This window comes from Mesorhizobium sp. M0243 (assembly GCF_040321775.1).
Classification (GTDB): Bacteria; Pseudomonadota; Alphaproteobacteria; order Rhizobiales; family Rhizobiaceae; genus Mesorhizobium.
The window spans coordinates 236,194-251,279 of record NZ_JAMYSF010000001.1 but is presented as its reverse complement, the minus strand read 5'-3'; the positions used below and the strand labels follow the sequence as shown (position 1 = coordinate 251,279).

The window sequence follows — 15,086 nt, the reverse complement described above, 5'->3', positions numbered from 1 at the left end:
AGCGCGGTCTCATGAACTGGACTGACGAGCGGGTAGAACTCTTGAGAAAACTGTGGTCGGAGGGTCTGAGCGCAAGCCAGATTGCTGCGCAGCTTGGAGGGGTCAGCCGCAATGCGGTCATCGGGAAGGTGCATCGGCTGAAACTCTCGGGCCGCGGTCGCTCGACCGCCACGCCGGCACGCCAGAAAAAGGCGGCACAAGGATCGACCGTCCAGAAATCGGTATCACGCGCTGCAACCACGGCACGCCATGTCACGACATCGATCGGCGCGACGGCCTTGCAGACACAGTTCGACGCCGAACCGGTGGCGCGCCATTATATCCGTCCGGTTGAGAATGTCGTGCTGCCGATCTCGCGGCATCTGCAGCTGGTCGAGCTGACCGAGCGGACCTGCAAATGGCCGAACGGCGATCCGCTTTCAGAGGACTTCCATTTCTGCGGCAACGATGCCGCCGAAACCGGTCCGTACTGCAAGTACCACGCCCGCGTGGCATTCCAGCCGGCATCGGAGCGGCGGCGGAGCCGATAGTTAGGGATTGGGCAGTAGGCAGTAGGCAGTAGGGGCAATATGCTCTGAATTTCTTGCCCTACTGCCTACTGCCTACTGCCTACTGCCTACTGCCTACCCTCACAGCCACCCGTTCTTCCTGAACCGCCAGTAGAGAAACGTGCAGATCAGCACGATAGCGCCCAGCACCACCGGATAGCCGTATTCCATCTTCAGTTCCGGCATGTCGCTGAAGTTCATGCCGTAGATGCCGGCGAGCGCCGTCGGCACCGCCAGGATTGCGGCCCAGGAGGCGAGCTTCTTGGTGTTCGCGGTTTCCTGACTCTGGCCGACCAGCAAGCTCGCCTCGAAAGCGAACGCCAGCACCTCGCGCAGACTGTCGATCTTCTCCTGGACGGTGCGGATGTGATCGGTGACGTCGCGGAACAGCGGATGCATGGCGGTGTGTATCTGCGGCAGCTCGGCGCTGGTCAGCCGTCGGCAGACTTCGACCAGCGGAAGCGCGGCATTGCGCAGGCGTAGGAGATCGCGGCGCAGCATATAGAGCCGTTCGATGTCGGGAGCGGTCATCGGCTTCAGCAGAACCTTGTCCTCGATCGCCTCGACCTCGTCCTCGATCTGCTCGAGCACCGGCATGTAATTGTCGACGATGAAATCGAGAATGGCGTAAAGGACGAAATCCTCACCCTTGGCCAGCGAGTGCGGGCAGCTTTCCCAGTGCTGCCGAACGGCGGCATAGGACGTCGAAGGACCGTGCCTGACGCTGACGATGTAGCCTGAGCCAACAAACAAATGGGTCTCGCCGAAGGTGACCCGACCGTCGATCAGCTGCGCGGTGCGAGCGACGATGAACAAGGCGTCGCCATATTGCTCGATCTTCGGCCGCTGGTGCGGGTGCTCGGCATCCTCGATTGCCAGCTCATGCAGGTGAAATTGCGCCTGGACGCGCAGCAACAGGTTACGGTCGGGCTCCAATAGGCCGATCCAGACGACATGACCGGATTTCTTTGCCCATTCGCCGGCTTCCTCGATGGGAATGTCGGCGATGCGGCGCCCGGCCGTGTAGACGCCGCAAGCGATAATGCCGGATGTCGGCCCAGGCGCCGGGGTCAGGTTCCGAACATTTTCCATCACGACCTCCCGGAGCAAATCCACGGACGAGGATAGAGGCAAAGCCCGGAAAGCTTAGCGTAAATCGGATTACGGTTCGAGAGGCGCGTTCACTTCAGCGGCTGCGTCCCGGAAAGGCTGATTTTGTCGGTCTTGTCGCCCTTGGGCCGCTCAGCCGGCAACTGATCGCCGGTGACGATGTAGTAGATGGTCTCGGCTATGTTGGTGGCGTGATCACCGATACGCTCGATGTTCTTGGCGCAAAACAGCAGATGCGTGCAGGGCGTGATGTTGCGCGGATCTTCCATCATGTAGGTCAGCAATTCGCGAAACAGCGATGTGTACATGGCGTCGATCTGGTCGTCACGATCGCGCACGAAGCCGATTTTCTCCACCGAGCGAGACGCGTAGACGTCGAGCACTTCCTTGAGCTGGGTCAACGCCAGGTTGGACAGAGCCTCGAGGCCGCGGAACAGGCTGGTTGGCTGGCGTCCGTCGGTGACGGCGACCACCCGCTTGGCAACGTTCTTGGCGAGATCGCCAACCCGTTCGAGGTCGGCGGAGATGCGAATGGTCCCGACGATCTCGCGCAAATCCCCCGCCATCGGCTGACGCTTGGCAATGATGATGATCGCCTTGTCGTCGATTTCGCGCTGGCCCTCGTCCAGTACGGTATCGTCGCGGACGACCTTCTGGGCAAGGCCTGGGTCGGCATTGACGAGAGCGGCGACCGCCTGTTCGACCATGCGCTCGGCATGGCCGCCCATCGCGGCGATGCGCTTCGACAGATATTTCAACTCCTCGTCATAGGCGCTGACGATGTGCACGGACTGCATGGCAAAATGCCTTCCCACGGGATGTTTTGATTTTGAGTCGTTTCCTCGAATCCCCGCTGATACGCTAGCCGGATGACAGAAAAAAGAAACAGTCCCCTTGAATTAGGGCGATATCAGTGCGTCGGCAAATGAACCGAGAATGCCGCGCCGTTGCCGACTTCGGACTTGATCGAAAGCCGGGCGTTGTGGCGCGTCAGTATATGCTTGACGATCGACAGGCCGAGGCCGGTGCCTTTCTGGGTCCGGCTGGTCTCGACGTCGACGCGGTAGAAGCGCTCGGTAATGCGCGGAATGTGCTCCTCGGGAATGCCGGGGCCAAAGTCCCTGATCGTCACGTCGATGCCCGGCTCTGATCCGGCATCGCCATGCGCTATGGATACAACCACGCGCCCACCAGACTGCCCGTATTTGCAGGCGTTTTCCAGGAGGTTCTCGAAAACCTGGAAAAGCTCATCTCGATCGCCAGGCACATGAAGCGGCCCATCGGCGTAGTGCCGCTCGATGGCAACGGCGTTTTCGCTGGCCAGCGGTCCGAGCGAATCGATGACGCTGTCGACTGTCTGCCGCAGGTCCACCTCGGTTCCCGGCTTCAGATAGGGTTTCATCTCGAGCCGCGACAGCGACAACAAATCGTCGATCAGACGCGCCATGCGACCGGTCTGGCTCTGCATGATCTGCAGAAACTGGTCGCGCGCCGCCGCGTCGTTGCGGGCTGGCCCGCGCAGCGTTTCGATAAAGCCGGCGATTGAGGCGAGCGGCGTGCGCAGTTCATGGCTGGCATTGGCGATGAAGTCGGCGCGCATGCGGTCGATCCTGCGTGCTTCGCTCTGGTCCTTGAACACCAGCACATAGAGATCGGTGGCGTGACCGACCGAGGACACGCTCACCCGGTAGGCCCGTTCGACCGGCAGCTTCTCCATGTAGTCGACGACATCCGAGGCAACATCGCCGGATAGCACGCCGTCCAGCAGGGTCTGCATCTCCGGTGCCCGGAATTTCAGCGACAGCGACATGCCTGGCGCGATGCCACCGAAGGCGGCGAAGGCGGCGGCGTTGGCATGCACGATGGTGGCGGTCCGGTCGAAGATGATCAGCGGATCGGCGACGGCGGCGGCCAGATATTCACCCGAGAGCCGCTGCAGGCCGATGGCCTCGATGGCAGCGCCGCTGCCGGTGGATTGGCGCGCGCCGGCGGTCGGCAGTATTGCCGCTGCAAGCAGCAACAGCAGCGCCGCGGGGACGACATAGGCTGAAATCCCGGCCAAGGCATAGACGGCGACGACCGCGGTGACGCCGGCCGCAAGCAGCCAGCGGCTATGCCACAGCCGTGCGGCCATGCTTTGCGTGATGCCTCTCTGCTCTGTGTCCAGGTCAGCCATTCGCTCGTGACCTGCCCCCCAATGTCTTCGCACCCGGTCGCACGGTGGCAGAAAACTTCCACCAGATCGCTTGCCGCATGACCCCGAAAATCGGGAATCGATTTTCGGAAAGGATCATGCGCAAATTAAAAGTGCTACAGCGTCCTTTGCGCATCCAAACGGACGCGCGGCGCTGTAGTGGCTCCCCATAGCATGAGTCCGGAAGCTGGAAAGGGTTCGTCTCGATGAAAAAAGCCAAGGAAAGTCCCGCCGCGCCAACTTCGGGGCCGCTGAAGATCAGGATCGGCGGCAAGGAGAGGGAGTTCGACATCGATAATCCCGTGCTTCCCGACTGGGTCGAGGACAACAAGCTGACCGCCGGCGGCTATCCCTACGACAAGAAGATGAAAAGCGACGAGTATGACGAGATGCTCGAGAAGCTGCAGATCGAGCTGGTCAAGGCGCAGGCCTGGCTGCAGTCGACCGGCAAACGGGTGATGGCGCTGTTCGAGGGCCGCGACGCTGCCGGCAAGGGCGGCACGATCTTCGTGGTGCGCCAGTACCTCAATCCGCGCACGGCACGCAACGTGGCGCTGACCAAGCCGACCCCGACCGAGCTTGGTCAATGGTACTACCAGCGCTATGTCGACCACTTCCCGACTTCAGGCGAATTCGTCACTTTCGACCGGTCCTGGTACAACCGCGCCGGTGTCGAGCCGGTGATGGGTTTCTGCACCCCGCAGCAGCACGAGCAGTTTCTCGACGAGACGCCGCATTTCGAACGGATGATCTCCAACGAGGGCATCCACTTTTTCAAATTCTGGCTGAACATCGGCCGGGAAACGCAGCTCGAGCGCTTCCACGACCGCCGCTACAGCCCGCTGAAGAGCTGGAAGTTTTCCCCCATCGACGTTGCAGGCATCACCAAGTGGGACGACTACACCAAGGTGCGCGACACAATGTTCGAGCGCACCCACAAGGAATTCGCGCCGTGGATCATCGTACGGGCCAATGACAAGCGGCGCGCGCGGCTGGCGATCATGCGGCGCATCCTGTCGTCTCTGCCCTATGAGGGGCGCGATCTCGAAATCATCGGCAAGGAAGACAAGAAGATCATCGGCGAAGGGCCGTCATTCCTCGGCAAGCAGGATTGACGCTTCCGCGCCGCGCGGGCTTGGCCGCGAGGCGCGTTGCGGGGTGGTTTCGCTCAGGCCGCGAGCCGGGCGATGCGCTGCAATCGCCGCAGCGTGGTGTCGTCCTGCAGCGCCTGCTGGAAAAGCGAAATCTCCTGATCGATGCGGTCGCAGAGGGCCTCGGTGTTCCCCTTCAGCAGGCCGCGCGTCTGCAGCAAGGCGGCGACCGGCTTCTTGACGAGTTGTCTTGCCCGGCCGAGAGCCGCCTCCTCGACGGTGCCTCCCGGCACAATCTCCGCGACAAGGCCGAGCGCCCTGGCATCTTCGGCGCGAAGCGTGTCGCCGAGGCAGAAGAAGCGGAAGGCACCGGCATAGCCGAGCTTCTGCGGCGCCAGGATGCTGGTCGCCGCATCCGGCACCAGGCCGAAATCGACGAACGGCACCCTGAACGTGCTCTCATCGGACGCGATCACCATGTCGCAATGGAACAGGATGGTGCAGCCGACACCGACGGCATCGCCATCGACGCAGGCAAGGATGGGCTTGGGAAACGTCGCCAGCGTGCGGAACAGGTCGGTGACGGCGGCAATCAGTTTCTGGTGCTTGGTGGCGTCGAGGAATTCGGAGAAGTCCCCGCCCAGGCAGAAACAGCCTGCCAGGCCGCGCAGCACGACGACGCGAACCTCCTCATTGTCGGCGGCTTCATGGAAGGTCCTTGCCAGGCTTTCATAGGCTCTCCTGTCCAGCACCGGCCGGCCGTCACTCGACGACACGGTGACGACCAGCGTGTGGTTGCGAAGTTCAGGTTGCGGGTGTGTGCTCATGACTGTCTCCGATCTCATGACGCACGCCTTTGCCCGAGCATGTCGGGATATCCCCTGGCCAGCACGGGAGCAAAATGATTGCGGCGCGACCGCACCACATCGAGGGTGTGTTCGTTGAAGGTGAGCAAAGTGGCGACGACCTGCTGGTTGCCATAGGTGCGCTGATAGCCCAGCGGGGTCGCCAGGAAATGCAGTTGCAAGGCGCGCAGCACCCACATCGGCTCGAACTCGATGATCACCTTGTCGACGCCGCGCTTCAGCCCCCACTCGACGAAACCGGCAATCAGTTCGGTGCCGACGGTCGAAACGCCGCGACGGCCGTCACGAAAACCGGGAGCTACCGCGTAGCGGGTCAATTCCCAGATGTTTGGACCCGATGGCGGCGTTCCTTCGGAAAGATCGGCCAAGACCTCGGTCAGCAGATGTGGCCGCGTCGTCGGCAACATCCTCTGATAACCCGCCACTTCACCGCCCCTGATGACTATCTGATGGACCGCCTCGTCGTGATCGAACTGGTCGAGTTCGAGCCCGTCGGGGCGCCTGAGGTCATCCCACCCCATCTCTTCGACGAATATCTTGTAGCGCAACCGATGGACGGCCTCCCAAAGGTCGGGACGTTCCATCAATTCCTGGGTTGTAAGGGAAAAAAGCATTCCGCCGTCTCCTGCGTTCAGAGGAAGATACGGCCGTGCTTTGATGAGAAAATTGCGTGATCGCGTAGGCAAAAATTCCAGGTCGGCACGGCCGACCTAACTAATGTAGCCGCGCCGTATCGCTTCCGCGACGGCCTGCACCCTGTTGACGGCACCTAGTTTGCTTTTGGCGTTAAGAAGATGTTTCTCCGAGGTGTGTTCGGAAATGCCGAGGATTTGCGAAATCTCCCATTCGGACTTGCCGACGGCGGCCCATTGCAGGCATTCGCGCTCGCGCGGCGTCAGCACGATATGATCGATGGTGCTGTTCGCCATGGTGTGGAGTTGCATGGCGCGGCCGACCGCGTAGGTCGAGACCAGCGACACCTGGCCGAATTCGGCGACGGACAATTCCACGGCCTCGCCGCCGAGCGACACCATGACGATCTGGCCGTCGAGCGTGATCAACGGAAAGGCCAATCCATCACGCAGTTTGAAGGCGCCGGCATCGCCCATCACTTCGCCGCTGCTCTTGTCGATGCGGATGCCCTGCGACGCCTCGTGCCACTGGAAGGGCGCCTGCAACTGTTTCATATGGCTGACGACGGGGTCATGATCGACATAGTTGCGCGCGACATAGCGCTCCAGCCACTCTCCCGGCCAATCGCAGAGAAGCACATGCTGCTTTTGCTGGCCGGCCGGCGTGCCTGGCTGCGGTACGGTTCCAGCCATCAGTGCGGTGAGACCGAAATCCGATGTTATGCCCAGCAGCCTTTCACAGACCGCCGCCGCCGTTGCGGCGTGCTGCAGTTGGTCTATGTATTCCAGCGTGCGATCGAACTGACCCATCGCAACATCAACCCCATGTTGCCTCGTGCATTGCGGCCAATGATGCGTGCCTGATTTACACTTCGCCACCGACCACGGATTGCAAATCGCATACTTATTTTGTGGCTTCCCTCACCGAGGCGGCCGGAGCTGATTTGCAAACCGGTTGAATCATATCCTGAAATCGGCGGGTTGAAATCAAAAACCATTGTGCCTGTACCATTTTCGTACCAAAACCGGTGCGAGCACGACTGTGGCGGAGTTTTATCTTGGCGTTCCGGTGGAGATCCTTCGCCTTTGCGATGCTGATCGGATTGCTGTCGTTCGCCGACGGCGCGCGCGCCGCGGCGCCTCAGGTTCCGATGCTGTGGGATGCCAAGGAGCGGCTGCCCAAACCAGACCTTTCGACGCTGCCCCGGCTGAGATTCCTGACCACCACGGACTTCCCGCCCTTCAACTTCCTCGACGGTGCGGGAAAGCTGTCCGGCTTCCATATCGATCTGGCACGCGCCATCTGCGCCGAGCTTGGCATCGTCGAAAAATGCCAGATCCAGGCCCTGCCTTGGGCCGAGCTGGAAGGCGCACTGCGGAAAGACGAAGGCGAGGCGATCATCGCCGGCATCGCCGCAACACCGGAATCGCGCACGACCTACGCCTTCTCGCGCTCCTATCTACAGTTTCCAGCGCGCTTCATCATGCCGAAGAGCAAGGCACTGACCGAGCCCGTCTTTGACAAATTGCACGGCAAGCGTGTCGGCGTGATATCAGGCTCGGCGCATGAGCGCATGCTGCGCGACTATTTCAGCACGGTTCAGGTCATCCCTTTCGACAGGCCGGAAGACCTCTATGCCGATCTCAAGGCCGGCAAGGTCGACGCCACCTTCGGCGACGGCATGCGCCTGGCTTTCTGGCTGGGCGGCTCGGACGCGGCGGGCTGCTGCCGCTTTGCCGGCGGGCCCTATCTGGCGCCCGAATATCTGGGCACTGGCATGGCCATCGCCACCAAAGCGGACAATCCGGCGCTGGCCGCCGCGATCGATTACGCGCTGCAGGAAATTTCGATGAAAGGCACGTTCGCGGAATTTTATCTGCGCTATTTTCCGGTGAGCTTTTTCTGATCCGGTTCCGGTCAGCTTTGCCGGCCTGAGCCGAATCTCAACAACGCCCGGCCAAGGACTTTCAGGTCAGCGTGCGCAGCCGCGCCTTGGCCGCGCGGCCGATGGCAGCAACCGTCAGCGTGTCGAGGTCGAGCTGCCGCCGGATCAGCTGCAGCACCCGCACCTCTTCCATGCGCATTTCGAGGTCGACGGCGGCAACCTCGAAGGCGGCGGCATAGGCGGTGTCGCGCAGCCGCTCAGGCAAGACCTCGGCGACTTCAGCCAGCACGCCCTCCAGCCCATGCTTTTCGTGCAGGCGCTTCTGGCAGTCCTGGGCGACGCCGACAAGCCTGTCGTGGTTGAAGTCCTCGAACACCGGCCAGGAGCGGACGACCTCGCCGATCCGCGCCAGTTCGACATCGGTCATGTCGCGGTCGGAGGCCGAGGTGATGACCATCAGATAGATCAGGGCTTCATGAGGTGTCGGCAATTTTTTCTCCTTGAACCGGGCCTCGAAGTTAGGAACGCCCGTTCTGCACCGCAAGGAAAAAGCGCCGCACGCGTTGACGCTCCGGCGCTGCACGCCTAGAGACCGGATGAAAAACCCTTGCTGCGGCCCGCCTTCGGGCCGGCAAATGATTTGGAAAATTGTGACATGGCGGGATCAAACATCATCGATCTCAACCCCGAGCTGCTGGCGGCCGCGACCGAAAGCAAGGCATGGCCGTTCGAAGAAGCCAAAAAGATCATCGAGCGCTACAAAGGCGCCGACTTCCCGCAAACAGTCCTGTTCGAGACCGGCTACGGGCCGTCCGGCCTGCCGCATATCGGCACGTTCGGCGAGGTGGCGCGCACCTCGATGGTGCGCCATGCCTTCCGCGTCCTGACGCAGGACAAGGTCGCGACCAAGCTGCTGTGCTTTTCCGACGATATGGACGGCATGCGCAAGATACCCGACAGCGTGCCGGATCGCGCCGCACTCGAGCCGCATCTGCACAAGCCGCTGTCGTCGGTCCCCAACCCCTTCGGCGGCGACTATGCGAGCTTCGCCGACCACAACAACGCGATGCTTTGCCGCTTCCTCGACACGTTCGGCTTCGACTACGAGTTCGCCAGCGCGACGCAATACTACAAGGCCGGCCGTTTCGACGCGATGCTGCTGCGCGCCGCCGAACGCTATGAGCAGATCATGGCGGTGATGCTGCCGACGCTCGGGCCCGAGCGGCAGGCGACCTACAGCCCGTTCCTGCCGATCTCGCCGAAGAGCGGCCGGGTGCTTTACGTGCCGATGAAGCATGTAGACGCCAAGGCCGGCACCATCACCTTCGACGACGAGGGCACCGAGACCACGCTTTCGATCACCGGCGGCCGCGTGAAGCTGCAGTGGAAGCCGGATTTCGGCATGCGCTGGGCAGCGCTTGGCGTCGATTTCGAAATGTTTGGCAAGGACCACCAGACCAATGCGGTGGTCTACGACCGCATCTGCAACATTCTGGGCGGACGGGCGCCGGAGCATTTCGTCTACGAACTGTTCCTCGACGAGAACGGCCAGAAGATCTCGAAGTCGAAAGGCAACGGGCTGACCATCGACGAGTGGCTGACCTATGCGCCGACCGAAAGCCTCGGGCTCTACATGTACCAGCGGCCGCGGCAGGCCAAGAAGCTGTATTTCGACGTCATCCCGCGGGCCGTGGATGAATACTATACGTTCCTCGCCGCCTATCCCCGGCAGGACTGGAAGGAACGGCTGGGCAATCCGGTCTGGCACATGCATGACGGCAACCCGCCCGCGATCGACATGCCGGTGCCGTTCTCGCTGCTGCTCAATCTGGTCAGCGCCTCCAACGCGCAGAACAAGGATGTGCTGTGGGGGTTCATTTCACGTCATACGCAAGGCGTGACGCCAAAGACGCATCCCGAGCTCGACCGGCTGGTCGGCCATGCGATCCGCTATTTCGACGATTTCGTGAAGCCGACGAAAACCTTCCGGCCCGCCGACGAGGTCGAGCGCGAGGCGCTGGCAGCCCTCGACGAAGCGCTTGGCGCGCTGCCGGTGGACGCCAGCGGCGAAGCGATCCAGAACGCCTCGCTCAATGTCGCACGCAGGATCGAGCGCTATCAGGATCATTCCAAGCAGAGCCCGGAAGGCGGCCCCGGCGTATCGGGCGCCTTCTTCCAGATGATCTACCAGGTGCTGATCGGCCAGGAGCGCGGCCCGCGCTTCGGCTCGTTCGCAGCACTTTATGGCGTTGCCGAGACACGTGCGCTCATTGAGCGGGCGCTGGCTGGTCAGCTGGCTTGAGCACGCCATCGACCTCTTCGAGGATCGAACCCGGCGCCTGAGGCGCCGGGCCGGGCGCGGCCGGCATCGCCGGCATGCCGAACAGATCAGGCGCCGATCCGAAAATGCCCTTCTTCGCCGTGCGCGCCTTGTCGCCTGCCTCGATATAGGGGCCGCCCTTGGCGGCGCGCGCCCAGCCATTTTCGACCAGCCACTGACCGACATCCTGCTTGCCGATCCGGCACTCGGCTGCGATCAGGTCGCGGCCACCCTGCGGCGGCACCGTGCAGACCACCGCGCGGCCGCGCAGGAAGGCGCGGAACGCCGTCCGCGCCCGGACGCCGCACGGCCAGGGCTTGCCGTCCTCGCTGCAGGTCTCGTCCTGCCTGACGATATCGATGCCGGAAACCGCGACCGAGTAACCCTTTGCCTCGATCAGGCCGGCGGCCGGCGCAACCGGCTGGAACAGCTTTGTGCCGTTCCAATCGTCAGGCATTTTCGGCTTGGGTGGCACAGCCAGCGCGAGCTTGCTCAACGGCTCGCGCGGCTCGACCCGTTCAAGCCCGTCGGCGGGCAGTTCCGGCGGCGCGACGATTTCGGGATCGATTGCCCTTGAATGCGGCCCCGGCTTCGGCGGCTGTGGAGCTGCGATGGCTGAGGTGGCCGGCTCCTGCGGCACCGTCCCGGCAGCCTGCTGCGCCATCGTATCGGCGCCCGGATCAAGCTGGTCCACGGCAATGACGCTTTCACTTCGTTTCAACGTGCGACCGCCGGTGACGACCATGGCCGCCATCACAGGGACCATCAGAACCGCCAGCGCATGATGGAGAAGCCGCACCAGCTTGACCTATTGGCTTGCCCAGACAATCCGCGCCACCCACTCGACATCGCGCATGGGAATGTCGCGGTCGGGATGATCGGGATTGAGCGAGACCAGCGCAATCGACTTGACGCTCTGGCGCTCGAGCACCTTGGCCATCACCTCGCCTGATGTGGTCTTGACAACGACGCGATCGCCCTTGCGGGTGACGGCGCCCGGTTCGACGATGAGGACGTCGCCATTGCGGTAGAGCGGCAGCATGGAATCGCCCTGCACCTGCAGCGCGTAGGAGCTCTCGGTCGATTGCGCCGGCAGTTCGACCAGATCCCAACCCTGCCCGACTGGAAAGCCGGCATCGTCGAAGAAGCCGCCGGCGCCGGCTTGGGCAAAGCCGAGCAACGGCACGGAGCTTCTGCGGGCGACCGAAGCGGCATGGCTGGTCGAAGCACCATTGCTTATCCCGGGCCGGCCTTCGATCAGACCGGTGAATTCGTCGAGTGAGGCGCCCGTTGCCTCGATGATCTTGGCCAGTGATTCGGTCGAGGGCCAGCGCGGCCGGCCATCCGACGACAAACGCTTCGACTTGTTGAAGGCAGTGGAATCGAGCCCCGCACGCTTGGCCAAACCCGAGGCCGAAAGCGAATAGCGCTTGGCAAGAGCATCGATGGCAGCCCAGACTCGGTCGTGCGAGAGCATGCTCGCTCTCCTTCGGTGCAGGAAAAAATACCTTTCCCTTCTAGTCTTGGAATGTCGTTTTGTCCACCGGTCGTGGAGTGGTTGCAAACGTTCCCGTCGATCGCGGAAAGTCCGATTACCGGGATCGATCGACGCCCTTGGCCAAGCTGCGCAGACCCTGGTGCGATGTCATGAAAATCCGCTCCGTTTGCGTCGGTGGCCGCGGGTTCACGGCACGACCAAGTGCCGAAACCACCTCGTCAATCTCAAGAAAGTTGCGAGCCTTGCGATCGTAGACGCCGGCTGTCGTCAGGATCAACGCGGCCGTCTCGCTATTGTCGAGGACGAAGCGGTGCTTGCCGACAACTTGGGTGCCTTCCCAGGTCTCGATCGAGGACACCACTTCGAAGCGGCGCCAAAGCCTGATCTCGCGTGCATAGACCGCCTGCAGTCCGCCCATCATCGGCGCCCAGCCATTCTTCCTTGCCAGCGTGATGAGGCCTGCACGAACAAACAGGTCGATGCGGCCGAGATCGGCCAGCATCATGTATCGCGCATTGTTGAGATGGATGTTGAAATCGATGTCGGTCGGCAGGCAGCGGAAAGCCAGCCGGCCTTCGCCGCCCATCACGTAGGGGCCACGGCTGCGTGCCGTGGCCATCATGCGCACCATGCGCGCCCAGACATACATTACAGCGCCCCGTGTCCTCTTGGACGCGCAAAGGTCGCTGCAAGACGCTTGATTTTGCTCATGCGTCAGGCTGCCTGCTTCACGTCGCCTTTCGCATAGGGATCGAAACGCTGGTAGAAGCTCTCGCCCTTCTCGGCCATGTCGAGCAGCAGCTTGGGCGCCTTGAACTCGGCGCCGTATTTCTTCTGCAAGCCCTTGGCGATCTTGACGAATGCCTTGGCGCCGATGCCGTCGATGTAGGACAGCGCACCGCCGGTGTAGGGAGCGAAGCCGAAAGCGAGGATCGAGCCGACATCGGCCTCGCGCGGGTCGGTGACGATGCCTTCTTCCATCACCCGCGCCGCTTCCAGCGCGATGGTGACCAGCAGCCGCTGCTGCAGTTCCCCATAATCGACCTTCTCGGGTGCAAGCTGCGGATAGAGATCCCTAAGGCCCGGCCACAGCTTCTTCTTGGCGGGCTTCGCCGGGTAATCGTAAAAACCCTTGCCGTTCTTGCGGCCGAAGCGGCCGTGATCGTCGACCATGGTGTTGATCAGCGCCATCTGCTTGGGATCGACCGCCTTGTCGCCCAAATCCCTGATGGTCTGCTTCATGATCTTCTGGGCAAGGTCGATGGCCGTCTCGTCGGTCAGCGCCAGGGGGCCGACCGGCATGCCGGCTGCCTTCGCCGCGTTCTCGATCATCGGCGCGGGAACGCCCTCGATCAGCATCTTGTAGGCTTCCGACATGTAGCGCAGCACGCAGCGATTGACGTAGAAGCCGCGCGTGTCGTTGACGACGATCGGCGTCTTCTTGATGGCGCGAACGAAGTCGATCGCGGTGGCCAGCGCCTTGTCGCCGGTCTTCTTGCCCAAAATAATCTCGACCAGCATCATCTTGTCGACCGGCGAGAAGAAATGGATGCCGATGAAATTCTTCGGCCGCGCAGAATTCTTCGCCAGGCCGGTGATCGGAATGGTCGAGGTGTTCGACGCGAAGATCGCCGATGGCTTCAGCACGGCTTCCGCCTGTTCGGTGGCGCTCTTCTTCACGCTCGAATCCTCGAAAACGGCCTCGACCACCAGATCGCAGCCGGCAAGGTCGGCATAGTCCGCCGTCGGCGTGATCAGCGACAGCAGTTTGTCCTTGTCCTCCGGCTTGGCGCGGCCCTTCTTAACCTGATCCGAGATCAGGCCGTCGGAATGCGCCTTGCCCTTGGTCGCCGACTCCAGATCACGGTCGAGCAGCACCACCGGGATGCCGGCCTTGGCGGTGACATAGGCGATGCCCGCGCCCATGAAGCCGGCCCCGAGAATGCCGATCTTCTTGAATTTGGTTTCCGGCACGCCGGCCGGGCGGCGGGCGCCCTTGTTCAGTTCCTGCAGCGACACGAACAGCGAGCGGATCATCGCCGCCGCTTCCCTGGTCTGCATGATCTCGGTGAAATAGCGCTGCTCGATGCGCAAGGCGGTGTCGAACGGCACCAGCAGGCCTTCATAGACGCATTTGAGGATCGCGGCGGCGGCCGGATAATTGCCGTAGGTCTCGCGACGCAGGATGGCGATGGCCGGTGGCCACAGATTGGCGCCCGCCACCGAGTAGATCGGGCCGCCGGGCAGCTTGAAACCTTTCTCGTCCCATGGCGCCACCGGCTTCAGGCCATTCCTGATCATCGCCTTGGCGGTCTCGACCAGTCTGACCGGCTCGGCGATCTCATGGATCAGGCCCATAGACTTGGCTTTCTGCGGCGACAGGGTCTGGCCGGAGGTCAGCATCTGCAGCGCCTGCTGCTGATCGGTCAGCCGCGGTACGCGCTGGGTGCCGCCGGCGCCGGGGAAGATGCCGATCTTCACCTCGGGAAGCGCCATTTTTACCTTGTCGCTGTCGGCGGCGACACGGCCGTGGCAGGCGAGCGACAATTCGAAGGCGCCGCCCATGCAGGTGCCGTTGATCGCCGACACCCACGGCTTTCCGCAAGTTTCCAGCTTGCGGAACAGGCCGGTCATCATGCCGGCATTGTCGAACAGCGCCTTGGTCGCCTTTTCGGCGTCCTTGCCCTTTTCCGCAGCGAAGGTCGTCAGCATCTTCTGCAGCAGGGTGATGTCTGCACCGCCGGAGAAGGTATCCTTGCCGGAAGTGATCACGGCGCCCTTGATGGCGGCATCACCAGCCACCTTGTCGACAATGGCGTTCAATTCCCGCATCGCCTCTTCGGTGAAAACGTTCATCGAGCGGCCAGGCATGTCCCAGGTGACCAGCGCAATGCCGTCGGCGTCGATGTCGAGGGTGAAATTGGTGTAGCTCATCGTTTCT

The 15,086-nt window shown here is 62.3% G+C and carries 15 protein-coding genes; 4 read left to right on the top strand and 11 right to left on the bottom strand.

The window, feature by feature from the left end; all coding sequences use genetic code 11:
* Nucleotides 1-11 precede the first annotated feature (11 nt).
* Nucleotides 12-530, top strand: a complete 519-nt coding sequence (locus NKJ11_RS01150; RefSeq protein ID WP_023811342.1) for a GcrA family cell cycle regulator — start codon at nt 12-14, stop codon at nt 528-530.
* 99 nt (nt 531-629) lie between these two features.
* On the opposite strand, the gene NKJ11_RS01145 is transcribed toward NKJ11_RS01150, so the two are convergent.
* The 3 genes from NKJ11_RS01145 to NKJ11_RS01135 form a co-directional block, all read right to left on the bottom strand.
* Nucleotides 630-1,640 carry a magnesium and cobalt transport protein CorA gene (locus NKJ11_RS01145; protein WP_023811343.1) on the bottom strand — a complete coding sequence of 337 codons (1,011 nt, stop codon included), beginning with the start codon at nt 1,638-1,640 and terminating at the stop codon, nt 630-632.
* A gap of 89 nt (nt 1,641-1,729) precedes the next feature.
* Nucleotides 1,730-2,455, bottom strand: coding sequence for a phosphate signaling complex protein PhoU (gene phoU / locus NKJ11_RS01140; RefSeq protein WP_023811344.1), 726 nt, complete (start codon nt 2,453-2,455; stop codon nt 1,730-1,732).
* Between the two features lie 113 nt (nt 2,456-2,568).
* The gene (locus NKJ11_RS01135; RefSeq protein WP_023811345.1) at nt 2,569-3,834 is read right to left on the bottom strand and encodes an ATP-binding protein; all 1,266 of its coding nucleotides are present in this window, start codon (nt 3,832-3,834) and stop codon (nt 2,569-2,571) included.
* Nucleotides 3,835-4,058: 224 nt separating this feature from the next.
* Between NKJ11_RS01135 and ppk2 the strand changes: the two genes are divergently transcribed.
* A complete protein-coding gene (gene ppk2, locus NKJ11_RS01130) occupies nt 4,059-4,967 on the top strand; it encodes a polyphosphate kinase 2 (RefSeq protein WP_023811346.1) in 909 nt (302 codons plus the stop codon).
* A 53-nt stretch (nt 4,968-5,020) separates the two neighbouring features.
* Here the strand turns inward: ppk2 and NKJ11_RS01125 are convergent, their stop codons facing one another.
* The 3 genes from NKJ11_RS01125 to NKJ11_RS01115 all read right to left on the bottom strand — a co-directional run bounded on the left by NKJ11_RS01125 (nt 5,021) and on the right by NKJ11_RS01115 (nt 7,251).
* Nucleotides 5,021-5,770: an enoyl-CoA hydratase-related protein gene (locus tag NKJ11_RS01125; RefSeq protein WP_013533649.1), complete on the bottom strand. Its 750-nt coding sequence runs from the start codon at nt 5,768-5,770 to the stop codon at nt 5,021-5,023.
* 14 nt (nt 5,771-5,784) lie between these two features.
* Nucleotides 5,785-6,423 carry an acyl-homoserine-lactone synthase gene (locus NKJ11_RS01120; RefSeq protein WP_352631080.1) on the bottom strand — a complete coding sequence of 213 codons (639 nt, stop codon included), beginning with the start codon at nt 6,421-6,423 and terminating at the stop codon, nt 5,785-5,787.
* A 96-nt stretch (nt 6,424-6,519) separates the two neighbouring features.
* Nucleotides 6,520-7,251, bottom strand: coding sequence for a helix-turn-helix transcriptional regulator (locus NKJ11_RS01115; RefSeq protein WP_023811347.1), 732 nt, complete (start codon nt 7,249-7,251; stop codon nt 6,520-6,522).
* 248 nt (nt 7,252-7,499) lie between these two features.
* On the opposite strand from NKJ11_RS01115, the gene NKJ11_RS01110 reads away from it, so the two are divergent.
* Nucleotides 7,500-8,348 (top strand): ABC transporter substrate-binding protein, encoded by an 849-nt coding sequence (locus tag NKJ11_RS01110; protein ID WP_352792515.1) that lies wholly within the window; start codon nt 7,500-7,502, stop codon nt 8,346-8,348.
* A 61-nt stretch (nt 8,349-8,409) separates the two neighbouring features.
* On the opposite strand, the gene NKJ11_RS01105 is transcribed toward NKJ11_RS01110, so the two are convergent.
* Nucleotides 8,410-8,817: a tellurite resistance TerB family protein gene (locus tag NKJ11_RS01105; RefSeq protein WP_281040482.1), complete on the bottom strand. Its 408-nt coding sequence runs from the start codon at nt 8,815-8,817 to the stop codon at nt 8,410-8,412.
* A gap of 165 nt (nt 8,818-8,982) precedes the next feature.
* Here NKJ11_RS01105 and NKJ11_RS01100 point away from each other — a divergent pair, with 165 nt between their 5' ends.
* Nucleotides 8,983-10,629, top strand: a complete 1,647-nt coding sequence (locus NKJ11_RS01100) for a lysine--tRNA ligase (protein ID WP_352792513.1) — start codon at nt 8,983-8,985, stop codon at nt 10,627-10,629.
* Here NKJ11_RS01100 and NKJ11_RS01095 read toward each other — a convergent pair.
* The 4 genes from NKJ11_RS01095 to NKJ11_RS01080 all read right to left on the bottom strand — a co-directional run bounded on the left by NKJ11_RS01095 (nt 10,595) and on the right by NKJ11_RS01080 (nt 15,079).
* Nucleotides 10,595-11,446 (bottom strand): thermonuclease family protein, encoded by an 852-nt coding sequence (locus NKJ11_RS01095; protein WP_352792512.1) that lies wholly within the window; start codon nt 11,444-11,446, stop codon nt 10,595-10,597. The genes NKJ11_RS01100 and NKJ11_RS01095 overlap by 35 nt on opposite strands.
* Before the next feature lie 9 nt (nt 11,447-11,455).
* On the bottom strand, nt 11,456-12,124 hold the full coding sequence (locus tag NKJ11_RS01090) for a S24 family peptidase (protein ID WP_352773360.1): 669 nt from the start codon (nt 12,122-12,124) through the stop codon (nt 11,456-11,458).
* A 115-nt stretch (nt 12,125-12,239) separates the two neighbouring features.
* Entirely contained in the window at nt 12,240-12,794 is a 555-nt protein-coding gene (locus tag NKJ11_RS01085; RefSeq protein WP_352610729.1) for a thioesterase family protein, read from the bottom strand.
* A 65-nt stretch (nt 12,795-12,859) separates the two neighbouring features.
* Nucleotides 12,860-15,079: a 3-hydroxyacyl-CoA dehydrogenase NAD-binding domain-containing protein gene (locus NKJ11_RS01080; protein WP_352610731.1), complete on the bottom strand. Its 2,220-nt coding sequence runs from the start codon at nt 15,077-15,079 to the stop codon at nt 12,860-12,862.
* Nucleotides 15,080-15,086: the final 7 nt, after the last annotated feature.